Annotated in this window: 20 protein-coding genes; 10 read left to right on the top strand and 10 right to left on the bottom strand. The window is 62.3% G+C overall.

The annotated features are described in order from the left end of the window. Positions 1 to 26 precede the first annotated feature (26 nt). Positions 27 to 659 (top strand): LysE family translocator, encoded by a 633-nt coding sequence (locus HX898_RS04455; RefSeq protein ID WP_246697883.1) that lies wholly within the window; start codon positions 27 to 29, stop codon positions 657 to 659. 94 nt (positions 660 to 753) lie between these two features. On the opposite strand, the gene alaS is transcribed toward HX898_RS04455, so the two are convergent. Both alaS and recA read right to left on the bottom strand, forming a co-directional pair. Then, complete coding sequence (alaS, locus tag HX898_RS04450) at positions 754 to 3,408, bottom strand: alanine--tRNA ligase (RefSeq protein ID WP_180194092.1); 2,655 nt, start codon at positions 3,406 to 3,408, stop codon at positions 754 to 756. A gap of 153 nt (positions 3,409 to 3,561) precedes the next feature. Further along, on the bottom strand, positions 3,562 to 4,656 hold the full coding sequence (recA, locus tag HX898_RS04445; RefSeq protein WP_003540131.1) for a recombinase RecA: 1,095 nt from the start codon (positions 4,654 to 4,656) through the stop codon (positions 3,562 to 3,564). Positions 4,657 to 4,885: 229 nt separating this feature from the next. Here recA and HX898_RS04440 point away from each other — a divergent pair, with 229 nt between their 5' ends. Beyond that, the gene (locus tag HX898_RS04440; RefSeq protein ID WP_180194091.1) at positions 4,886 to 5,830 is read left to right on the top strand and encodes a carbohydrate kinase family protein; all 945 of its coding nucleotides are present in this window, start codon (positions 4,886 to 4,888) and stop codon (positions 5,828 to 5,830) included. A gap of 72 nt (positions 5,831 to 5,902) precedes the next feature. Next, complete coding sequence (locus tag HX898_RS04435; protein ID WP_138329296.1) at positions 5,903 to 6,829, top strand: pseudouridine-5'-phosphate glycosidase; 927 nt, start codon at positions 5,903 to 5,905, stop codon at positions 6,827 to 6,829. Positions 6,830 to 7,062: 233 nt separating this feature from the next. Here HX898_RS04435 and HX898_RS04430 read toward each other — a convergent pair whose 3' ends face one another. Further along, positions 7,063 to 9,666, bottom strand: a complete 2,604-nt coding sequence (locus tag HX898_RS04430; protein ID WP_138329294.1) for a PAS domain-containing sensor histidine kinase — start codon at positions 9,664 to 9,666, stop codon at positions 7,063 to 7,065. A gap of 298 nt (positions 9,667 to 9,964) precedes the next feature. Between HX898_RS04430 and HX898_RS04425 the strand changes: the two genes are divergently transcribed. Both HX898_RS04425 and HX898_RS04420 read left to right on the top strand, forming a co-directional pair. Beyond that, entirely contained in the window at positions 9,965 to 11,023 is a 1,059-nt protein-coding gene (locus HX898_RS04425) for a flagellar biosynthetic protein FliO (protein WP_180194090.1), read from the top strand. Positions 11,024 to 11,432: 409 nt separating this feature from the next. Then, entirely contained in the window at positions 11,433 to 12,068 is a 636-nt protein-coding gene (locus HX898_RS04420; protein ID WP_180194352.1) for a DUF1062 domain-containing protein, read from the top strand. A gap of 63 nt (positions 12,069 to 12,131) precedes the next feature. Here the strand turns inward: HX898_RS04420 and dksA are convergent, their stop codons facing one another. After that, positions 12,132 to 12,551 (bottom strand): RNA polymerase-binding protein DksA, encoded by a 420-nt coding sequence (dksA, locus tag HX898_RS04415; protein ID WP_003559816.1) that lies wholly within the window; start codon positions 12,549 to 12,551, stop codon positions 12,132 to 12,134. Positions 12,552 to 12,827: 276 nt separating this feature from the next. Between dksA and HX898_RS04410 the strand changes: the two genes are divergently transcribed. The 3 genes from HX898_RS04410 to HX898_RS04400 all read left to right on the top strand — a co-directional run bounded on the left by HX898_RS04410 (position 12,828) and on the right by HX898_RS04400 (position 16,072). Further along, on the top strand, positions 12,828 to 13,322 hold the full coding sequence (locus HX898_RS04410; RefSeq protein ID WP_138389056.1) for a histidine phosphatase family protein: 495 nt from the start codon (positions 12,828 to 12,830) through the stop codon (positions 13,320 to 13,322). 198 nt (positions 13,323 to 13,520) lie between these two features. Continuing rightward, the gene (locus HX898_RS04405) at positions 13,521 to 14,996 is read left to right on the top strand and encodes a YcjX family protein (RefSeq protein WP_180194089.1); all 1,476 of its coding nucleotides are present in this window, start codon (positions 13,521 to 13,523) and stop codon (positions 14,994 to 14,996) included. Then, positions 14,993 to 16,072 (top strand): TIGR01620 family protein, encoded by a 1,080-nt coding sequence (locus tag HX898_RS04400; RefSeq protein ID WP_180194088.1) that lies wholly within the window; start codon positions 14,993 to 14,995, stop codon positions 16,070 to 16,072. Before HX898_RS04405 ends, HX898_RS04400 begins: the two co-directional genes overlap by 4 nt. Positions 16,073 to 16,135: 63 nt before the next feature. On the opposite strand, the gene HX898_RS04395 is transcribed toward HX898_RS04400, so the two are convergent. Next, a complete protein-coding gene (locus HX898_RS04395) occupies positions 16,136 to 16,273 on the bottom strand; it encodes a hypothetical protein (RefSeq protein WP_180194087.1) in 138 nt (45 codons plus the stop codon). Positions 16,274 to 16,282: 9 nt separating this feature from the next. Here HX898_RS04395 and HX898_RS04390 point away from each other — a divergent pair, with 9 nt between their 5' ends. Beyond that, complete coding sequence (locus tag HX898_RS04390) at positions 16,283 to 16,834, top strand: hypothetical protein (protein WP_003540146.1); 552 nt, start codon at positions 16,283 to 16,285, stop codon at positions 16,832 to 16,834. A 68-nt stretch (positions 16,835 to 16,902) separates the two neighbouring features. Here the strand turns inward: HX898_RS04390 and folK are convergent, their stop codons facing one another. The 3 genes from folK to folP are packed head-to-tail and all read right to left on the bottom strand — an operon-like array spanning position 16,903 to position 18,645. Continuing rightward, complete coding sequence (folK, locus tag HX898_RS04385) at positions 16,903 to 17,421, bottom strand: 2-amino-4-hydroxy-6-hydroxymethyldihydropteridine diphosphokinase (protein ID WP_138330035.1); 519 nt, start codon at positions 17,419 to 17,421, stop codon at positions 16,903 to 16,905. Then, positions 17,414 to 17,779, bottom strand: a complete 366-nt coding sequence (gene folB / locus HX898_RS04380) for a dihydroneopterin aldolase (RefSeq protein ID WP_003540148.1) — start codon at positions 17,777 to 17,779, stop codon at positions 17,414 to 17,416. The genes folK and folB overlap by 8 nt, the downstream gene beginning before the upstream one ends. Continuing rightward, positions 17,776 to 18,645, bottom strand: a complete 870-nt coding sequence (gene folP, locus HX898_RS04375; RefSeq protein ID WP_180194086.1) for a dihydropteroate synthase — start codon at positions 18,643 to 18,645, stop codon at positions 17,776 to 17,778. The genes folB and folP overlap by 4 nt, the downstream gene beginning before the upstream one ends. Positions 18,646 to 18,746: 101 nt before the next feature. On the opposite strand from folP, the gene HX898_RS04370 reads away from it, so the two are divergent. Beyond that, entirely contained in the window at positions 18,747 to 19,373 is a 627-nt protein-coding gene (locus HX898_RS04370) for a DUF922 domain-containing protein (RefSeq protein ID WP_138329287.1), read from the top strand. A 317-nt stretch (positions 19,374 to 19,690) separates the two neighbouring features. On the opposite strand, the gene HX898_RS04365 is transcribed toward HX898_RS04370, so the two are convergent. After that, complete coding sequence (locus HX898_RS04365) at positions 19,691 to 20,011, bottom strand: 2Fe-2S iron-sulfur cluster-binding protein (RefSeq protein WP_003540151.1); 321 nt, start codon at positions 20,009 to 20,011, stop codon at positions 19,691 to 19,693. Positions 20,012 to 20,271: 260 nt separating this feature from the next. Continuing rightward, the gene (locus HX898_RS04360; RefSeq protein ID WP_003540152.1) at positions 20,272 to 20,655 is read right to left on the bottom strand and encodes an Hpt domain-containing protein; all 384 of its coding nucleotides are present in this window, start codon (positions 20,653 to 20,655) and stop codon (positions 20,272 to 20,274) included. Positions 20,656 to 20,948: the final 293 nt, after the last annotated feature.

Genomic DNA, 20,948 nt, shown 5'->3' with positions numbered 1-20,948 from the left:
CGGCTCGAACCCAAAAGGAATGATAGATGCCGGATTTTTCAACATTAATGCTCTTTGCCGCCGCAGCGCTGGTGCTGACCGCCACGCCCGGTCCCGACATGCTGCTGATCGCCTCCCGCAGCATCAGCCAGGGACGCGCTGCCGGCTTCCTGACCTATGCCGGCATCGCGCTCGGCACTTATTGCCACGCCCTTGCCGCAGCCTTTGGGCTGTCGCAGCTCTTCATGACCGTGCCGGCCGCCTATGAAACTGTGCGCTGGGCCGGCTGTTGCTATCTTCTCTATCTCGCCTACAAGACGGTCCGCTCGGAAGGCGCCGCCTTTCAGCCGGCATCGACGCTGAAGCGGCTGTCGGGCCGGCGTATCTTCTTTGCGGGCCTTGCCACCAATCTGCTCAATCCGAAGATGGCGCTCTTCGTCATGGCGCTCTTTCCACAATTCGTGAATGCGTCAGCCGGGTCGCTGACGATGCAGATGCTGATACTTGCAAGCATCCTGAACGGCATTGGACTTGTCGTGAATGGCGCCGTGATTTTCCTCGGAAGCACGATCCGTTCGAGACTCCAGTCGGCGAGCCATTTCCCGAAGTTACCGCAATACATTCTGGCAACGGTCTTCACCGGGCTCGCCTGCCGCCTGGCGTTGCAGCCGCGAAACTGAACATCGAGGGACCACGGCCGCTGAAAACAAAACCGGCTGCGAAATCCATGATCTCGCAGCCGGTTTGAATTTCAAACTGTTGTCAGGCGGCAGTTCAGCCGGCAAGTGCTACGGCAACCGCCTCGATCGCTTCATCGGCCTTCGATCCGTCGGGGCCGCCAGCCTGCGCCATATCGGGGCGGCCGCCGCCGCCCTTGCCGCCAAGGGCGGCAGATGCGATGCGGACGAGATCGACGGCGCTATAGCGCTGCACGAGATCCGGTGTCACCGCCACCACAGCACTTGCCTTGCCGTCGTCGGACACGCCGACGAGGGCAACGACGCCCGACCCGATGCTGGTCTTACCGTCATCGGCAAGCCCCTTCAAATCCTTGGGATCGACGCCCGAAATCGCCTTGCCGAGGAACTTGACGCCGGCGACTTCGCGCACGGCATCGACCGAGCTGCCCTGCCCGCCACCCATGGCGAGTTTGCGCTTGGCGTCAGCCAGTTCCTTTTCGAGCTTGCGGCGCTCGTCCATCAGCGCTTCGACACGCGACAGCACTTCGGCCGGCTGCACCTTCAGCGAGGCGGCAAGCGTCTTTACGCGTTCGTCCTGTTCGGCGAGATATTCGCGCGCCGATTCGCCGGTGACGGCCTCGATGCGGCGAACGCCGGCTCCGACGGCGCTTTCGCCGAGAACGCGGATCAGGCCGATCTGGCCGGTGGCCACGACATGCGTGCCGCCGCAGAGTTCGATCGAATAAGGCTTGCCGGCCTTGGCGCCGCGCATGCCCTCGCCCATCGCCACGACTCGGACTTCATCGCCGTATTTTTCACCGAACAGCGCCATCGCGCCTTCGGCGATCGCATCGTCGACGCTCATCAGCCGCGTTGTAACCGGCGAATTCTGCAGCACGATCTCGTTTGCCATATCCTCGACGATCTTCAGTTCCTCGGCCAACATCGGCTTCGGATGCGAAACGTCGAAACGCAAGCGCTCGGGCGCGACCAGCGAACCTTTCTGGGCGACATGGGTGCCTAGCACCTCGCGCAGCGCCTCGTGCAGCAGGTGCGTCGCCGAATGGTTGGCGCGCAGCCGCGACCGGCGGGCATGATCGACGGTCAGCACGACCGCATCGCCATCCTTGAACACGCCGTCGACGACGGTACCCTGATGCACGAACAGACCTTCGCCCCTCTTCTGCGTATCTGAAATCTCGATCTTGCCGTGGTCGGACGAGATCACGCCGGTATCGCCCATCTGGCCGCCGGATTCGCCGTAGAACGGCGTCTGGCTGACGACGATCTGCACCTTGTCGCCGGCCGACGCCTCGGCAGCGACAGCGCCGTCCTTGACGATTGCCTGCACGACACCCTCGGCCGTCTCGGTATCGTATCCGAGGAATTCGGTGGCGCCGTGTTTTTCCCGAAGCTCGAACCAGACGGTTTCCGTTGCCTTCTCGCCGGAACCCGCCCAGTGCGAGCGGGCTTCGGCCTTCTGGCGCTGCATCGCATCGGTGAAGCCGGAGATGTCGACACCGATCTCACGGGCACGCAGTGCATCCTGCGTCAGATCGAGCGGGAAGCCGTAGGTGTCGTAGAGCTTGAAGGCGGTCTCACCATCCAGCATATCGCCCTTGGAAAGATCCGTCGTCGCGTCCGACAGAAGCGACAGGCCTCGTTCCAACGTCTTGCGGAAGCGGTTTTCCTCCAGCTTCAGCGTTTCCGAGATCAGCGCCTCGGCGCGCACCAGTTCCGGATAGGCGCGGCCCATCTGCTGCACCAGCGTCGGCAGCAACTTGTAGACCAGCGGTTCCTTGGCGCCGAGCAGCTGTGCATGGCGCATGGCGCGGCGCATGATGCGGCGCAGCACATAACCGCGGCCCTCATTCGACGGAAGCACGCCGTCAGCGATCAGGAAGGCCGAGGAGCGCAGATGGTCGGCGATGACGCGGTGGCTGGCGCTGCCTTCCGCCTTGACGCCCATCGTGTCCTCGATGGTGCCGATCAGCGTGCGGAAGAGATCGGTGTCGAATACGCTCTGAACGCCCTGCAGAACGGCGGCCATGCGCTCCAGCCCCATGCCGGTATCGATCGACGGACGCGGCAGCGGCGAGCGCTCGCCGGGTGCAGTCTGCTCGAACTGCATGAAGACGAGGTTCCAGAATTCCAGGAACCGGTCGCCATCTTCCTCCGGCGAGCCCGGAGGGCCGCCCCAGACATTCTCACCCTGGTCGATGAAGATTTCCGAGCACGGGCCGCAGGGGCCGGTATCGCCCATCTGCCAGAAATTGTCTGAGGTCGGGATGCGGATGATCTTGTCGTCGGAAAAGCCGGCGATCTTCTTCCACAGCGTCGCAGCTTCTTCGTCCTCGGAATAGACGGTCACCAGCAGGCGGTTCTTCGGAAGGTCGAAGCCTTCGGTGACGAGCTTCCAGGCAAGCTCGATCGCATTCTCCTTGAAATAGTCGCCGAAGGAGAAGTTGCCGAGCATCTCGAAAAAGGTCAGGTGGCGTGCAGTATAACCGACATTGTCGAGGTCGTTGTGCTTGCCGCCGGCTCGCACGCATTTCTGCGAAGACGTCGCCGTCGAATAGGGACGCTTTTCGAGGCCGGTGAAGACGTTCTTGAACTGCACCATGCCGGCATTGGTGAACATCAGCGTCGGGTCGTTGCGCGGCACGAGCGGGCTCGACGGAACGATCTCATGGCCGTTCTTCTTGAAATAGTCGAGGAAGGTCGACCGGATATCGTTCACACCGCTCATGCTATGCCCTTCAATGCTGCCGGAGGCAGGTAATTTAAATTCATCGGCTTTTAACGTTCACCCCCGCCGCTGTCCAGCAGACAAACAAAACCGGCCGCATTCTCATCAGGAATGCGGCCGGTTGGAACTGTCCGATGAGTTTAGGCGCGAAAATTACATTTCCGCAGTGGCATCGCCATCGCCGTCATCGGGGTCCGGTCCGCCGTTCTGCAGGAAGCGGTCGGCGATCAGGCCGGCATTCTGGCGCAGCGACAGTTCGATCTCGCGGGCGAGATCCGGATTGTCGCGCAGGAAGGTCTTGGCGTTTTCACGGCCCTGGCCGAGGCGCTGGCTGTTATAGGAGAACCAGGCGCCCGACTTCTCGACGATGCCGGCCTTGACGCCGAGATCGACCAGTTCGCCGGTCTTGGAAACACCCTCGCCATACATGATGTCGAACTCGACCTGCTTGAAGGGCGGCGCCATCTTGTTCTTGACGACCTTGACGCGGGTCTGGTTGCCGATCACCTCTTCGCGCTCCTTGACCGCGCCGATGCGGCGGATGTCTAGGCGCACGGAAGCATAGAACTTCAGCGCATTGCCGCCCGTCGTCGTTTCCGGCGAACCGAACATAACGCCGATCTTCATGCGGATCTGGTTGATGAAGATAACCATGGTGTTCGACTTCGAGATCGAAGCGGTGAGCTTGCGCAGCGCCTGGCTCATCAGGCGCGCCTGAAGACCGGGAAGGCTATCGCCCATCTCGCCTTCGATTTCGGCACGCGGCGTCAGGGCAGCGACCGAGTCGACGACGAGAACGTCGACGGCGCCGGAGCGCACCAGCGTATCGGTGATTTCAAGCGCCTGCTCGCCGGTATCGGGTTGCGAGATCAGAAGGTTCTGCAGGTCGACGCCAAGCTTGCGGGCATAGACGGGATCGAGCGCATGTTCGGCATCGACGAAGGCGCAGATGCCGCCCTTCTTCTGCGCTTCGGCAATCGTCTGCAATGCAAGCGTGGTCTTACCGGAGCTTTCCGGCCCGTAGATCTCGATGATGCGGCCCCTCGGCAGGCCACCAACGCCGAGTGCAATATCGAGACCAAGCGAGCCGGTCGAGATCGTCTCGATCTCGACAACATTCTCGTTGGAGCCGAGTTTCATGATCGAGCCCTTGCCGAACGACCGCTCTATCTGTGAGAGTGCCGCTTCAAGCGCCTTGCTTTTGTCCACCGATTTGTCCTCTACCAGCCGCAATGAATTCTGAGACATCCGATCCACCTTTAGGTTATTGAAGCCGCTCAAGCAATGTCGAGTTTGTACCCTATTTGTTCCATTCTCGCAATAGGCGATCAAACAGTTGAAAGAAAAAGGTAAAACGACACGTGTTCTGCATTTGTTTTATCAATAAAAAGCAACGGCTTAGGCCAAAAGTGCCGACTCCGCCGCGTCAGGGCGCACCGTATCGATTCGTCCTTCGGGCATCGGGAGAGCGGATCGGATGAAGAAAAAGATTCTTGTTCTCGGCGGCGCCCATATCGACCGGCGCGGCCGCATCTCCGGCGAGACGGCGCCTGGCGCCAGCAATCCCGGCACATGGTTCGAGGAGCCGGGCGGCGGTGGCTTCAATGCGGCGCGCAACCTGGCAAGGCTCGGTTTTCAGGTGACGATGATCTCGCCGCGCGGCGGCGATCCGATGGGCGAGACGGTCGGAGAAGCTGCCGATTTCGCCGGCATCGACGACCGGCCCTTCGTCTTCCTCGACCGCAAGACGCCGAGCTACACGGCGATCATCGAGAAGGACGGCAATCTGGTGATCGCCCTTGCCGACATGGATCTCTACCGCTTCTTCGTGCCGCGGCGTCTGTCCATCCGCTGGGTGCGGGAGGCCTTCGCCGCCCACGATTTCATCCTCTTCGATGCCAACCTGCCGGAAGAGACGATCGCGGCGATCGTCGCAAAGGCGCATTCCCTCGCCAAGCCTGTTGCGGCAATCGCCATCTCGCCGGCCAAGGTCGTCAGGCTGAAACCCTGCATCGGGGATATCGACTACCTGTTCCTGAATGAGGCTGAAGCTGCCGCCCTTACCGGCGAGCGGCCGGAAGAGGCTGCGGGCTGGCGGCCGTTGCTGAATGAAATTGGCATCAGGAATGCCGTCGTCACCCGCGGCCGGCGCGAGCTCGTCGCGCTTTGCGAGGGCCGCGCCATGACGCTGCAGCCACCGATCGCCGACACCGTCGCCGATGTTACGGGTGCCGGCGATTCTCTTGCGGCCGGCACACTCGCCGCATTGATATCAGGCCTTTCGCTCGAAGAGGCCGTCCGCCACGGCACTGCGGCCGCCATACTGACCGTGCAGTCGCGGCACGCCGTCAACGAAAATCTGACGCCCGATCTGCTGAATGAGGCGCTTGCCCTTGTTCCCCAGATCAGAATTCTGCATTGAAGCGGCTGATTAAATAGTTGAGCATGATGTCGTCACTTCGGCATCATGCTCTGTCGATCACAGGACAAGACCATGACCAAGCCCATCTCCCCTCTTCTGCCGATCGCCTATTCGAAGGAAGTCGCCAGCGCCAAGCAGCGCGGCGCACCGCTGGTGGCGCTGGAATCGACCATTATCACCCACGGCATGCCCTATCCCGGCAATATCGAGATGGCCCGCAGCGTCGAGGCGATCATCCGCGAACAGGGTGCAGTGCCGGCAACGATCGCCGTCATTCACGGCACGCTGCATATTGGTCTTGAAGCCGCGGAACTGGAGCAACTCGCCAAGGCGACCGAAGTGATGAAGGTGTCGCGCGCCGATCTCGCCTTCGCCATCGCCGAGCGCCGCACCGGCGCCACCACGGTCGCGGCCACGATGATCGCGGCGGCGCGCGCCGGCATCCGTGTCTTTGCCACAGGCGGCATCGGCGGCGTGCATCGCGGTGCCGAAGAAAGCTTCGATATATCAGCCGATCTCGAGGAACTCGCTCGCACCGGCGTCATCGTCGTCTGCGCCGGCGCCAAGGCGATCCTCGACATTCCGAAGACGCTGGAAGTGCTGGAAACTCGCGGCGTGCCTGTCGTCACCTATGAGAGCGAGGATTTCCCCGCCTTCTGGTCGCGCTCCTCGGGCATCCACAGCCCGCTGTCGCTGAACAGCCCGGCCGCCATCGCCAACTTCCAGACGGTGCGCGAACAACTCGGCATCGACGGCGGCATGCTCGTCGCCAACCCCGTGCCCGAGGCCGACGAGATCGCGCGCGAAGAGATGGAAATCTATATCGAGCGGGCGCTCGACAGCGCCGAACGCGACGAAGTCACCGGCAAGGCGGTAACACCCTATCTTCTGTCGACCATCTTCGACCTGACGGACGGCCAGAGCCTGAAGACCAACATCGCGCTCGTCGAAAACAACGCGCGGCTTGCTGCTGAGATTGCGGTGGCGCTGGGTGAATGAGAGCTACGGGCTGCCGGTTATGCCGAGCAAGCCCCCTCTGGCCTGCCGGCCATCTCCCCCACAGGTGGGGAGATTGGCTGGAGCCACCGGCTTTCTGAACAAATGTCCCTTTCAACTCGGTGAAGCGTTGATGTGATGGGAAGCGTTCGCCCCTTGTGATCTCCCCACCTGTGGGGAGATGCCCGGCAGGGCAGAGAGGGGCCAACACGGCACGACCTCTCCGTCAAACCTCCTCACCCGTCCAACGTCTCCTTCACCACAACAGCAAGCTGCTTCAGCGAGAAAGGCTTCGGCAGGAAGCCGAACTTCGCCTCCGGCGGCAGGTTGCGGGCAAAGGCATCTTCGGCATAACCCGAGACGAAGATGAACTTCATGTCGGGATAGGTCTTGCGCAGCTCGCGCAACAGCGTCGGCCCGTCCATTTCGGGCATCACGACGTCGGAAACGACGATATCGACCTTGCCGTCGAGTTCTTCCAAGATGGCCAGCGCCTCGACGCCCGAGCCCGCCTCGTGCACGGTGTAGCCGCGCGTTTCCAGCATGCGCTTGCCGCCGCGGCGCACCGCCTCCTCGTCCTCGACGAGAAGGATGACGGCCGATCCCGTCAGGTCCTCCGGCTGCTGCGGCGATACCGGCAGCGGCACCACTTCGGCCCCGGCGATGGCGCCGTCGATCGAACCTGCTTCGGCGGCCACCGCCGGCTCCGGAATGTGGCGCGGCAGGAAGACGCGGAAGGTCGTGCCCTTGCCGACTTCGGATTCCGGCTGGATGTAGCCGCCCGACTGTTTGACGATGCCGTAGACCATGGCGAGGCCAAGACCGGTGCCCTTGCCGACATCCTTGGTAGTGAAGAACGGCTCGAAGATCTTGTCCATGATCTCCGGTGCGATACCGGTGCCGTTATCGGCGACTTCGACCAGCACCATGTCCTCGGCCGGCATGTAGGAGTAATTGAAGGCAGAGACCTCGGCAGCGGTCAGATTGCGGGTGCGCAATGTCAGCGTGCCACCCTCGGGCATCGCGTCGCGCGCATTGACGCAGAGATTGATCAGCACCTGCTCGAACTGCGAAAGGTCTGTTTTCACAGGCCAGAGGTCGCGGCCATATTGCACGTCGAGCTTGACATTGGTGCCGGAAAGCAGCCGATCGACCAGCATGCGCAGGTCGCCGACGACATCGGTGAGGTTCAGCACCGAGGGCCGCATCGTCTGCTTGCGCGAGAAGGCGAGCAGCTGGCGCACCAGCACGGCGGCGCGGTTGGCGTTGCGCTTGATCTCTATCAGGTCGGCGAAGCTGGCATCGGCCGGCCGCGCCTGCAGCAGCAGATGGTCGGAGGAAAGCAGGATCGCCGTCAGCACGTTGTTGAAATCATGCGCGATGCCGCCGGCGAGCGTTCCCACGGCATTCATCTTCTGCGTCTGCGCCATCTGCGCTTCCAGCGCCTTCTGCTCTGTCACCTCGACGGCATAGACGATCGCCGCCTCCTCTGGCGCCTCGTCGCTCTGGTCGATGACGGCATTGACATAGAAGCGGAAATAGCGCGCCTCGTCGGTCGGTGTGCGGGTGTCGAGGGGCGCGATGTCGCCCTGGCGGTCTTTGGCCGCCGCCAGCGCCGCGGCCAGCTGTGGCCGGTCGCTCTCCTGCACGATGGTTTCAAGATGCGGCGCCTTTTCGAGGTCGTCGCGCGAGACGACGCCGGAGAACATCTTCAGGAACGGCGCGTTGGTCCGCAGGATGCGCCCGTTGCCGTCGACCGAGGCGATCGCCATCGGCGTATTGTTGAAGAAGCGGGTGAAGCGCATGGCGGCGGCCGAAGCGGACTGGCCGCCGGCATCGCTCTTTTCACGCGCCAGCACGATCGTCCGGCTTTCGCCGGGTGCGCCGTCGCGCATCGACGTAACGCTGTGGATGATCTGCACCGGCAGGCTCTGGCCGTTGCTCTTGCGCAGGTCGAGATCGAGCGTCACGGTCTTCTTCAGGCCCGGTTCGGCCTGCACCGACTGGATCAGCGCCAGTCCCTCGCCCGCCACGACGTCGCCGATCGTCATCGAGCCCGGCACAAACTTGGTGAGGTCGAGGCCCAGCCATTCGGCAAGCGTCGCATTCAGGTAGAAGATCTCGCCCTTCCTGCCGGCGGAAAAGAAGCCGGCCGGCGCATGGTCGAGATAGTCGATCGCGTTCTGCAATTCCTTGAAGAAGCGCTCCTGGTCGTCGCGCTCCGTGGTGATGTCGGTGATCTGCCAGATCTGCAGCGGCTTGCCGCCGTTTTCCTCCGGCTGCAGCAGCCGCGCCTTCAGCCGGTACCAATGCGCGCCGGAGCTGTTGCTGCCAGGCCCGACGGCGCGCAGCAGGCGAAATTCCTCCCGGCCTTCCTTGCCTTCGCGCAGGCCGTTAACCAGCCTGTAGAGCGCCTCGTTGGATTCGCGATGGCGCGACAGCAGCGTTTCCAGCGTCTGCACCTCGGTCGCTTTGCGCGCGCCGGTCAGCGCGCCATAAGCGGCATTGGCATAGATGATTCGGCCTTTTTCGTCGGTGATCAGCGTACCGTCGGGATGACTGTTGAGGAAGGCGCGTGCCAGGCTGTCGGACTGGTGCTGCGGCATCACCTCGATGAAGCCGATGACCGAAGACACCAGGAAGAAGATGCCGACCATGGCGAGCACGCCGAGACCGCCAAGCACCACCTCATTGTCGAGCGACTTTTTGAAGAAGACGAAGGCGCCGGCCGCCGCGATCAGCACGAGCGCCAGCAGAAGAATGCGCAAGACCGTGCCAGAACGCCCCCCACGATCCACAAGCGGTGCGTTATAGTCGTCGGCCTGACGCGATTTCGTCATGTATTCCTCACATAAGCCCTCCCGCTTCGTAGCACGAACACGAAGCAGGAATCAGGCACTCTTTCCTTCTTAGCAATTTGCCGCGTCGGCAAAAACACCGCTAGCCGGCAAGACTGCTTGAATTCACAGGCAACAGCGCCATCTGCCCCAGAAGCCAACGCTGCCACCCGTGCGCAAGGTCGCCGGCTGCCAAGCAGCGGAACACGAAATCGCGTTCTCCCGTGACTGGACAGCACCGGCGGCCCTTGCCTAAGGAACGGAAAAGTCGTCAATATGTGCCGAATGCGAAATGGAGTGAGTGACTATGTTGGATGATGTTGTCGGAGCTTATGGCAGCCATTTCCTGCTTGCGGCCGGTGGCGTCGGCCTGGCGCTTCTCCTGCTCATCCTCGTGCTCTGGGTGATCCGCAGCCGGGCGCCCTCGCCCTTCGTGCGCGGCGGCCGCAACCGCCAGCCTCGCCTGCAAGTGCTGGATGCCGCAGCCGTCGATGCCCGTCGCCGGCTGGTGCTGGTGCGCCGCGACGATGTCGAGCACTTGATCATGATCGGCGGCCCGAGCGATATCATCATCGAAAGCCGCATCCTGCCCGCGGCGGCCGAGCAGCCGGACAGCGCCAACCGCCCGCAGCCTGTCGAGCAGCGTCCGATATCCGTCGCGCGGCCGGAAACACCGCCGGTCTCGCCACCGCGCCCGCCGGTCGCAGCCCGTGTCGAGCCGGTCGCCGAGCCCACTTTCTCTGCGCCGGTTTCGCCAGAGCCGCGCCCGCGCCCAGAACCGTCGGCCCAACCGCCGGCCCCGCCGGCCGTGGCACCGCCAGTGGTCACGAGCCCTCTTCCAGCAGAGCCGGTGACAGCTCCGCTGTCGGCCGAACGCGACAATCCTCTGCGTGCCGTCCCGCCCCAGCCGCGTCCGCTGGAGCGTCCCGCCGCTCCCCCGGCCGCGCAGTCCGCACTGTTCCACGATGCCTCAAGTGCCGCCGAGATCCTCGATGCCGCCCGCCAGCGCGTGCTGCCGCAACAGCGAATCGAACCCGAGGTCTCCGCCCCGCCTGTCAAGGATATGTCGGCGGCCGCACGCGCCGCACCAGCTAGCGCTGAAGACGATTCGGCTGCGCAGTCGGCAGCAGCGAGCCGCCTTGATTTCCAGCGGGTGCTGGAACAGGAAATGTCGAACAATCTGACTGCCGAACGCATCGTGCCGGTGCCGGCGAACCAGGCGCCCCGGCCCGGAGCGCCGCAACCCGGAAACCTGCCGCGCCGCGATCCGGAAATGGCCCCGATCACCGGCGCCGATACCGATCTGCAAAAGGAAGTCGCCCGCATCTTCGGCGAGATGAGCGTCAACCGCGACAAGTGACCGGGCGCGACAAGTGAGCGAAACGCACGTCCGGCCTTCCTTCATCACCAAGTTGCATAAAAGCCGCAATGCGGCGACTTTCAGTTCCCGATGCGTCAGGGGACTCCATCTTATGCCGATAATTTGTTATCGCTCCGGTTGAAGAGCGTTGGCGCATCGAGGTCATACTTTGCCTAAGTAAATACCGGTCTCACTCCAGTTTCACCCGTACTGCCGGACAGCGACACGCTGACGGCTTATGAACATGTTCATCGGGTGGTGGCGAGAGACCGGTTTGGCATTGTTGACATGTGCCATGTGCAGCTCCGCTGTCTCAGCTCTTCCGCCGCCAGAACATCGCCACACCGCGCCCGCAAGGGCTTTCTCACGCACCATCCTGGTGGACTTCCGAACGGAAGACCAACACGATATGTGCAATACCCTTCGGGTCCGATGGACCATTCTGCCGAAAACAGCGCCCCAGCCCTGGATTGTATGCAGCGGCTGCGGGGGCCTCAGAGCTTTCCGATGCAGCGACAAGATCCGGCTCAACGCCAATGGCCGCAAGCTCGATGCCTGGCTTATCTACAAATGCTCGACCTGCGAAAAGACGTGGAACCGTCCGATCTTCGAGCGTCGGAATGTTCGCGACGTCGATCCGGCAGTCCTCGAGGAGTTGCAGTCCAACGATCCGGATTGGATCCGGGCAGAAGCGTTCAACCTCGAGGCTCTCAGGCGCAAGTCGCAGCGTGTCGACGAGTTTGCCGAATTTGAAATCGCAAAAGAGATGCAGCAGGACATTGCCAATTGGACGAGACTGGAAATCGAACTGATGGTCCCCTTTCCATCAAGCACGCGCCTCGACCGCCTGCTGGCGTCCGAGTTGCAAGTTTCACGCACTCGGCTACAGGCTCTTCACGATGGTGGCATGCTGCGGACGGATTCGAATCGAGCCGACATTTTGCGGCGGCGGATCAAGAACGGCACCAGGGTTGCAGTCGACCTCGCCGCCGAGACCGGCCGGGAGCAATGGTGGAGGTCTGTGGCGACCGGAAGCTCACCGTAGTTGTAAAAGGCGCCGCGATCGGATCGCGGCGCCTGTTCTGCTCTCATGCCTGCATGAAAACTCTCATTCGTCGCGATAGACCTTTTCGCGGCGTTCGTGACGCTCCTGCGCTTCGATCGACAATGTCGCGATCGGGCGGGCGTCGAGACGCTTGAGGCCGATCGGTTCGCCGGTTTCCTCGCAATAGCCGTAGGTGCCGTCGTCGATGCGCTGCATTGCCGCGTCGATCTTCGAAATCAGCTTTCTCTGCCGATCACGGGCGCGAAGTTCGATCGCCCGATCTGTTTCCGACGACGCCCGGTCGGCGAGGTCGGGATGGTTTGCGCTTTCCTCGGCCAGATGGTCGAGTGTCTCACGCGCTTCTCTAAGGATATCATTTCTCCATGCAACCAGCTTGGCCCTGAAATAGGCGCGCTGGTTTACGTTCATGAACTCTTCCTCTTCCGAGGGAACGTAATTGCTAAGATCGATCTTCTCACTCAACGCGATTCTCCTGAAGAACATCTCATCTGGCCGGGTGTATATCCCAAGCGCTAGTCGCGATTCAAGCCAAATACGACAGGTAAACAGATTTTTAAATCTGTTACAATTTTCGGCTAACGATCTATTTTGTCATGGTTATTCCGGCCGCCGTTTTTTGCATCGCCTTCAAAACGCCGTGTTGTCAGCCACGTTTTAGGCAGTTGCGGCCTGGCTGGCGATTGACGGCGACCAATCGCAACCGCTACTGAAAAGACCCGCCCGATCCTGGATTTGCCCATGACCGTACCGCTGCCTCCGCCCAACCGCATCTATCTCCTGCGCCACGCCGAGGCCGCCTGGGCCGAACCCGGACAGCGCGATTTCGACCGGCCGCTCAACGAAAAGGGCTTTGGCGATGCCGAAATCATTGCCGACAAGGCCGCCGACAAGGGCTACCGTCCCGATCTTCTGATCAGTTCAACTGCACTGCGCTGCCGCGATACCGCCGATGCGATCTACCGGGCGATAGGCCTCACGCTCGAGGTTCGTTATGTCGACGCACTCTACAACGCCACGGTCGATACCTATCTTGAGATCATCGATGCGCAGGATGAGGCGGCCGTCATGCTGGTCGGCCACAATCCGACCATGGAGCAGGCGCTGGAGGCGCTGATCGGTCATGAGGCGATGGTAAGCGCCCTTCCCGGCGGCTTCCCGACGGCAGGCCTTGCCGTTGTCGATTACGACGCTTCCGCCGCCGTCTGGCGCCTCACCGATTTCGTGGTCGTCTGAAGACTAAAGCAATTCCAGCAAAAGTGTGCCGCGGTTTTGCCAGGCAAAGCGCGAAGCGCTTTTGCCGGGAATTGCGAAAAAACAAGGAAGTAGAGCATTTCCGTGATTCGAAGAAAAACGGAAATGCTCTAACGCCGCTTCTTTTGCGGGCGGCGCGCCCTTCCTATATTGCCGTCAGTCACCAACCGGAATTGCGCCTTGTCGCCACGACTGACATCCTTTGCCGATGACGCCCGCATCGCCTTCGACAATCTCGCCGACCGGGCGAGCGGCCTCGTCAATCCGACCGTGCGGCTCGGCGTTACCGGCCTCTCCCGCTCCGGCAAGACGGTCTTCATCTCCTCGCTGGTTCACAATCTGCTGCATGGCGGCCGACTGCCGCTGTTCGAGCCGGTGCAATCCGGCCGCGTCTCGGCGGTGCGGCTGGAGCCGCAGCCGGATGATGCCGTGCCGCGCTTCCAGTACGAGGACCATATCCGCGCGCTGGTGAAAGACCGTATCTGGCCGGATTCGACCCGCGCCATATCCGAACTGCGCATCACGCTGGATTATCAGAGCGCCAGCGGCTGGAACCGGCTGTTTTCCCCCGGCCGCCTGTCGATCGATATCGTCGATTATCCCGGCGAATGGCTGCTCGACCTGCCGCTGCTCGGCAAGGATTATCGCACGTTCAGCGAGGAGACGATCGCGCTTGCCGAAACCGGCGTCCGCTCCGAGCTGTCGCGCCAATGGCTGGCGCTGACGCGCGCCGCCGATATCCATGCCGGCGCCGACGAGATGGTCGCCCGCGACCTCGCCACCGCTTTTGCCGATTATCTCAAAGCCTGCAAAGCCGACGAACGCTCGCTTTCCACCCTGCCGCCCGGCCGTCTGCTCCTGCCCGGCGATCTCGACGGCTCGCCGGCGTTGACCTTCGCGCCGCTGGCTCTGCCGCCGGACGGGCGTCCCGGCCGCGGCTCGCTCTGGACGATGATGGAGCGGCGCTACGAGGCCTACAAATCGGTCGTCGTCAAACCTTTCTTCCGCGAGCATTTCGCCCGGCTCGACCGCCAGATCGTCCTGGTCGATGCGCTGCAGGCGATGAACCGCGGCCCTGAAGCCGTGCAGGATCTGGAACGCGCGCTGACCGATGTGCTCGCCTGTTTCCGCCCCGGCACCAATTCGCTGCTCTCCTCCCTGCTCGGGCGCCGCATCGACCGCGTGCTGGTCGCCGCCACCAAGGCCGATCATCTCCATCATGAAAGCCACGACCGGCTCGATGCGCTGACCCGGCGCCTGGTGGATCGCGCCATCGACCGCATCGGCATGGCCGGCGCCGGCATCGACGTCATGGCGCTTGCATCCGTGCGCGCCACCCGCGAGGCGACCGTCAAGCGCGACGGCCATGAACTGCCGGTCATCGTCGGCACGCCGATGCAGGGTGAAACCATCGCCGGCGAGCGTTTCGACGGGGAGAGAAAGACCGCGATCTTCCCCGGTGACCTGCCGGAGGATCCGGAAAGCCTGTTCGACCGCATCGCCTCGGGCGAGACCGGCCTGCAACTGCCCGATGTCAACGTCGTCAGGTTCCGGCCGCCGCATCTCGAGGAAACCGGCGGCGGCATCAAGCTGTCGGTGCCGCATATCCGCCTCGACCGCGCCATGCAGTTTCTGTTCGGAGACCGTCTCGCATGAGCAAGCCCCCGTCCGATCCGCCGCGCCGCGCACCCGCCGCCTTCAGCTACGAGGACGACGCTGCCGATCCGCGCGATAACGGCCGGCAAGGAGGTGAGCGGCGCAAGCCGGAAAGCTTCTCCGAGAATATCGTCGTGACGCCGGATGAGGACGACCCCTTCCTCAATCCCGACAAGGATCTGAGCGCGGTCCCCGTTGCAGCGCCGCGCAGGCGGCGGACCTCCTTCGGCAAGATCGCCGCCGGCGCCTTCGGCATCCTGCTGTCGCTCGCCATCGGCCTCTGGACCGATAGCCTGATCCGCGATCTTTTCACCCGCGCCGACTGGCTGGGTTATGCGGCCCTTGCCGTGCTGGCGGTCGGCATTCTCGCCGTGCTCGCCCTCGTCATCCGCGAAACCATCGGCATGATGCGCCTTGCCGCCGTCCAGAAGATCAAGGCCGAAGCCGAGGCGGCGATACTCGAGACTCGGCCGGGCAAGGCGCGCGCCGTCGTCGCCCAACTGACCACGCTGCTGTCGGCGAATCCTGAGACATCGAAGGGCCGCGCGACGCTGAAGGCGACCGAAGGCGAGGTCATCGATCCCCCGCATCTGATTGCGCTCGCCGAACGCGAACTGCTCGCTCCCCTCGATCGCAAGGCCCGCGCCCTGATCGTCAACGCCTCGAAGCGCGTCTCGATCGTTACGGCCGTCAGCCCGCGCGCCGTGGTCGACCTGCTCTATGTGCTCTACGAGGCAGTGCGCCTCATCCGTGCCATGGCCGAGCTTTACGGCGGCCGTCCCGGCACGCTCGGCATGTTCCGTCTGTTGCGGGACGTGCTGGCGCATCTGGCCGTCACCGGCTCGATCGCTGTTGGCGACAGCTTGGTCCAGCAGGTGCTCGGCCATGGGCTGGCCTCGAAGCTCTCGGCCCGTCTGGGCGAAGGTGTCATCAACGGCCTGATGACCGCCCGCATTGGAATCGCGGCGATGGATCTCTGCCGCCCGCTTGCCTTCCACGCCCTGAAGCGGCCGGGAATCGGTGATTTCATCGGCGATCTCACCCCCTCCATGTCGCCGCGCGGCAACAATCCTTGAACGAAGCAGCGAATCCGCAGTTTTCGCCTCCCCTTGCGTAATGCCGAATGAATTACAGCAGATTCAATGCTTTAGTGACGATTTTCTAAAATCGACGCCGCGCGAAAACTCTGCGTTGCCTTGCATTTCGGCACGATCGAAAGGAAGGATTAACCATTCTTCGGCAAAACTTGCAGCCAGTTCGTGAGTGGTGTTTGCCAAGGAAAATCCATGTATTCGCGCAAGTTTCTCATCGTATGCGGCTTGGCCGCCGCGGCATTGTCTCCCGTCGCAGATGTCGCACCGGCAGCCACCGCTGCAACCCGTGACAAGGCCTTCTTCGATTCCGTCGCCGGCTCCTGGAAGGGCCCCGGCGAAATCGTCGCCGGCAAATACAAGGGCACGAAATTCACCTGCAACCTGATCGGTGAGCCCACCGGCGACAGCAGCGCCGGCATCAAGCTCGACGGCACCTGCCGCGTCGGCGTCTTCAAACAGCCGATGACCGCCGTCATCTCGCAGTCGGGTTCGAGCTACAAGGGCAAATTCCTCGACGGCGCCGCCGGCAAGGGCCTTGACGTCGTCTCCGGCGCCGTCAGCGAGGATACCGTCGTCGTCGGCATCAACCGCGCCAAGCTGAACGGCGCGATGATCGCCCGCGTGCGCGACGACAAGACAATGAACGTCACCGTTTCGGTCAAGGTCGAAAGCCAGATGATCCCGGTGATCGGCCTGACACTGACCCGCCAGGTCGACGAGATGGCCGTCGGTTCTATCCAATAGACAAACCGCACAGCGGATTTTCCTGAAGCGGCGGGTTTCCCGCCGTTTTCCGTTTTAGGTTCCGTGCTTCAGGCGCTCCGCCACCAGTCGTGGCTGTCGTCGGCAATCTCGATGCCGGTCACCTCGGCATCATCAAGCCAGTCACTGACCGCCCTGCCCCTGACCAGAAGACCCGGCGCAATATCGGCAAGCGGCATCAGCACGAAACCGCGATCGGTCATCCGCGGGTGCGGCAGTTCCAGCCGCGGCGCGTCCTGGATCACGTCGCCATAAGTCAGCACGTCGATATCGAGCGTGCGCGGCCCCCAGCGCTCGATGCGCTCGCGTTTCATCTCCCGTTCGATCGACAGGCAGACATCGAGCAAAGCCTCAGGCTCCAGCCTGGTCTCGACGGCAGCGCAGGCATTGAAGAAGAACGATTGGTCGGTCTTGCCCCAGGGCGGCGTGCGATAGAGCCGCGAGACCGCCGTAACCCGGCAGTCGTCCCGTCCGTCCAGCTTCTGCAGTGCCGCAGCCATCGCCTTCACAGGGTCGCCGATATTGCCGCCGAGACCGAGTGTAGCGGATTGCAGTGCGGCCTCAGGCAAAGTGTTCAACGCTCACCTGCACGAAATCGAGAACGCCAGGCACCGGCGCATTCGGCTTGCGCACCGTGATCTTCGCCCGCCGGATCTGCGGGAATGTCTCGCAGAGCCCCTTGGCGATATCGAGCGCCAGGGACTCGATCAAGTAGCGCCGCTTGCCGGTGACGATCTGCTCGATCACGGTGAAGGCGATGCCGTAATTGACGGTGTCGTTGATCGAATCGCTTTCCAGCGCCTCGCCGGCGACGACATCGAGCTCGGCATCGACGAAGAAGCGCTGGCCGAGGAATTCCTCCTCGTCATGCACGCCGTGGCGCGCGAAGAAGGCGCAGTTTTGCAGCGTGATCGTGTAGGTGGTCATGTCGGCCGCTTCCTCTCGAATTCCTGGCGTGCATTGAGCATAGCATCGGCGATATCGAGCGCATCCCTGTTGATTGCGACATTGTGCACGCGGAAAACCGCAGCCCCTTGAAGTCTGAGCAGCGCGCTGGTCGCAGCCGTCGCTGCATCCCTGTCTTGCGCCTCACGCCCCGTCACCGTGCCGAGGAAGCGTTTGCGCGACGTGCCGGCAAGCAACGGCAGGCCGAAGCGGGAAAGTTCGGAAAACCGCGCCATCAGTTCCAGGTTCTCCTCCGTCGTCTCCTTGGCAAAGCCGAAGCCTGGATCGAGCACGATACGGTCGCTGTTGACGCCTGATGCCGCAGCGATCGCCAGCGACCGTTTGAGAAAATGCACCTGGTCGGCAATGACGTCGGGAAGCTTCGCCCTGTCGCGGCCGGTATGCATGATGCAGAGCCCGGCTCCGGTCGCCGCGGCGATATCGGCGATATCAGGCTCCTTCTGCAGCCCGAAGACGTCGTTGACGATATGGGCGCCGGCACTGATGGCAAGCCGCGCCGTCTCGGCGCGATAGGTGTCGATCGAAATCAGCGCCTGGGTGCGGCCGCGCAGTGCCTGGATAACGGGCAGCGCGCGCGCCTGCTCCTCGGAAGGGCTGACGGCTGCAGCGTTCGGCCGGGTCGATTCGCCGCCGATATCGATAATGCCGGCACCCTCGCTGACGGCCCGCAGCGCCTGTTCAACCGCCGCATCGACGGTCTCAAAACGTCCGCCGTCGGAAAAGGAGTCCGGCGTCACGTTGATGATCGCCATGATCACCGAACGACGGCCGAGTTCGATCTCCCGGCCATGGCCGACACGCCATATACTGCCTTCGAGCCCTGTCACCAGACTTATCCCATTGATGACGAAAAAAGCGCCATCCGATATTGCGCTTGCGGTGGCTATGCCCCAAGCTCCTGTCGATTTCAACACGGGTTGCGTTCAGAATGCCGCTTGCAGTGCGTTATATGGTCGTTCCTATTGCCTTTTCCATTGCTCTTTCCGTCTGCAGCCCGGTGGCAGCAGAAGTGATCGCATCGAAAAGCTATTCCTATTTCAGCATCAGCGGCAAAACCGCGGATGAACTCGACCGTGAACTCAGCCGGCGCGGCCCGACGGCGAGCGGTTCCTCGGCACGCCATCCCGGCGCTACCAAGATCCGCTTCGGCGGCGAGGCAACCTATATTCAGAATAACGGGCGCTGCCGCGTCGGCAACGTCAAGGTCACGGTCCACACCCAGATCATCCTGCCGCGCTGGAGCAGCCGCAAGGGCGCCAGCAAGGAGCTGTCGATGATCTGGGACGCGCTGTCGAGCGATATCAAGCGCCACGAGGAGCGCCATGCCGAGATCGCCCGCGACCAGGCCCGCGCCATGGAGCGCGCCATCCGGGCGCTGCCGCAGCAGCGCAGCTGCGAAGCCATGCAGGAACTCGTCTCCGGCGAATCAGCTCGCGGTATAGAGGAGCACGACCGGCAGCAGGCGCGATTCGACCGGGTCGAGGCGGTCAATTTCCAGAAGCGCATGCTGAGGTTGCTGAACAATCGAATCAATGGTCGAGCCGGCGCAAAATAAGGCTTTTTCAGTCTGATTGCGAGCGGAAACCCTTAGCTGCATAACGAAACTTGTGCGAAACTTGCACCCTCCCCAGCGATTCACTGGTCATTTTTCATCCTGGCAGACTCAACCGGAACGCGTTAATATGAACACATTCGAAAGTTCAGGTACGGCATCTGCACTTTCATCGCTGGGTTCTCCTGGCGCGTTCCGAAGCCGCGGATGTTCCTCCCTCATCCGTAGGTAATGCGCCCGCCTCGCCTCGCTCGCTCTAGCGCGCGAGGCGTCTTTTTTTGGTATCGAATTTTTCGGCGACGTTTGAAGCGCAGCGTGCTTCAGGCTTGGCGTTCCGGCACGTGCACCACGAGCCCGTCATAGACAGCCTTCATCCGGATCTGACAGGACAGTCGCGAGGTCGGGCGCACATCGAAGGCGAAGTCGAGCATGTCCTCTTCCATCGCTTCCGGCTGGCCGACCTTCTCCGTCCACTCCTCGTCGACATAGACATGACAGGTCGCGCAGGCGCAGGCGCCGCCGCATTCGGCCTCAATGCCGGGCACCGAATTGCGCACGGCATTCTCCATCACGGTGGAGCCTTGGTCGACGTCGAGGTCGAAGCGCGTGCCGTCGAAGGCGACGATGGTAAGTTTTGGCATCAGGACTATTTCCGGTCTTCAGGTGGGTGGGCGGATTTTCTTCCGACAATTCGACGCATCAGTCAACATTGGGAAATCCGCGACAGCCTCGCAGATCGGCCCTTCGCCCGCCGTCTTCAAAGCGTCATAAGAGACGTCGCAAAAAGACCCGCGGTTCCGCAATGGAACAACGGGCCTCGATCGAACGGTATCTTATGCACGTCGCCCAAAAGTACGCAGCGGTTTTGGCACAACGACATCTACCGAATAAAACTTGGAGATCAGCCGCGGCAGAGCTTCAGGATGAAATTCTCGGCGTCGATGACGGCGGCACCGAGCGCTGCCGTCGCGCCGGCATCACCACCGTTTTCCTCGACGGCTTCCGCTGTCTGCGACACGCGGAACGCGCCGACCGAGCTTGCCGCGCCCTTCAGCCGATGCGCGGCTGCGCCGATACGGATGGTTTCGCCGCTGGCAATATCCTGCAGGCATGCACGGGCTTGGCGCGCGAACATCTGAAGGACTTCGAGTTCCAGCGTCTTATCGCCCATCGTCTGCTTTGCGAGATGGACCAGATCGATCGGCCGGACCTTGGAGGGACACGGTCCCTTTGCATTATCCGGCGCCTCGAATACGATGTTCAATGCTGCCATCTGGGCTGCCATTGCCAATTCTCCCGTCTCTGTCGTCCGCAGTTGCAACAGTTCTGCGTCAGGAGGGTGGCCATCACGTTAAATTCCGGCACACTCGGGGCGGAAATCTCGCCATATGGTTAACATCCGTTAAATATCCCTAAACTATTGGCTTTTAAGCCGCGCCTGGGATTCAAAGGTGTTAACAACAGGTTAACGTGCCGTGAATCTCAAGCCTTCATTAATTGTGTGAAGAGCCCAGATGTGTCACTACGATACTGGTGGAGCGGGTTTATGGTACGCGCCTTTGCCGAGCGAGTGGATAA

It is taken from the genome of Rhizobium sp. WYCCWR 11128 (genome assembly GCF_013416305.1).
Taxonomy (GTDB): Bacteria; Pseudomonadota; Alphaproteobacteria; order Rhizobiales; family Rhizobiaceae; genus Rhizobium; species Rhizobium indicum.
Note: the sequence above shows the minus strand (reverse complement) of the source record. Positions and strands in the feature narration are given on the sequence as shown.

What these genes read in the sequence shown, in the direction of transcription:
- HX898_RS04435 (WP_138329296.1), top strand. Translation starts at nt 5,903, where the DNA reads ATGACCAAGCCCATCTCCCCTCTTCTGCCGATCGCCTATTCGAAGGAA.
- HX898_RS04370 (WP_138329287.1), top strand. Translation starts at nt 18,747, where the DNA reads ATGCCGCTTGCAGTGCGTTATATGGTCGTTCCTATTGCCTTTTCCATT.
- HX898_RS04440 (WP_180194091.1), top strand. Translation starts at nt 4,886, where the DNA reads ATGAAGAAAAAGATTCTTGTTCTCGGCGGCGCCCATATCGACCGGCGC.
- HX898_RS04410 (WP_138389056.1), top strand. Translation starts at nt 12,828, where the DNA reads ATGACCGTACCGCTGCCTCCGCCCAACCGCATCTATCTCCTGCGCCAC.
- HX898_RS04430 (WP_138329294.1), bottom strand. Translation starts at nt 9,666, where the DNA reads ATGACGAAATCGCGTCAGGCCGACGACTATAACGCACCGCTTGTGGAT.
- HX898_RS04365 (WP_003540151.1), bottom strand. Translation starts at nt 20,011, where the DNA reads ATGCCAAAACTTACCATCGTCGCCTTCGACGGCACGCGCTTCGACCTC.
- HX898_RS04420 (WP_180194352.1), top strand. Translation starts at nt 11,433, where the DNA reads ATGTGCAATACCCTTCGGGTCCGATGGACCATTCTGCCGAAAACAGCG.
- HX898_RS04455 (WP_246697883.1), top strand. Translation starts at nt 27, where the DNA reads ATGCCGGATTTTTCAACATTAATGCTCTTTGCCGCCGCAGCGCTGGTG.
- HX898_RS04360 (WP_003540152.1), bottom strand. Translation starts at nt 20,655, where the DNA reads ATGGCAGCCCAGATGGCAGCATTGAACATCGTATTCGAGGCGCCGGAT.
- folB (WP_003540148.1), bottom strand. Translation starts at nt 17,779, where the DNA reads ATGACCACCTACACGATCACGCTGCAAAACTGCGCCTTCTTCGCGCGC.
- HX898_RS04400 (WP_180194088.1), top strand. Translation starts at nt 14,993, where the DNA reads ATGAGCAAGCCCCCGTCCGATCCGCCGCGCCGCGCACCCGCCGCCTTC.
- recA (WP_003540131.1), bottom strand. Translation starts at nt 4,656, where the DNA reads ATGTCTCAGAATTCATTGCGGCTGGTAGAGGACAAATCGGTGGACAAA.
- alaS (WP_180194092.1), bottom strand. Translation starts at nt 3,408, where the DNA reads ATGAGCGGTGTGAACGATATCCGGTCGACCTTCCTCGACTATTTCAAG.
- HX898_RS04390 (WP_003540146.1), top strand. Translation starts at nt 16,283, where the DNA reads ATGTATTCGCGCAAGTTTCTCATCGTATGCGGCTTGGCCGCCGCGGCA.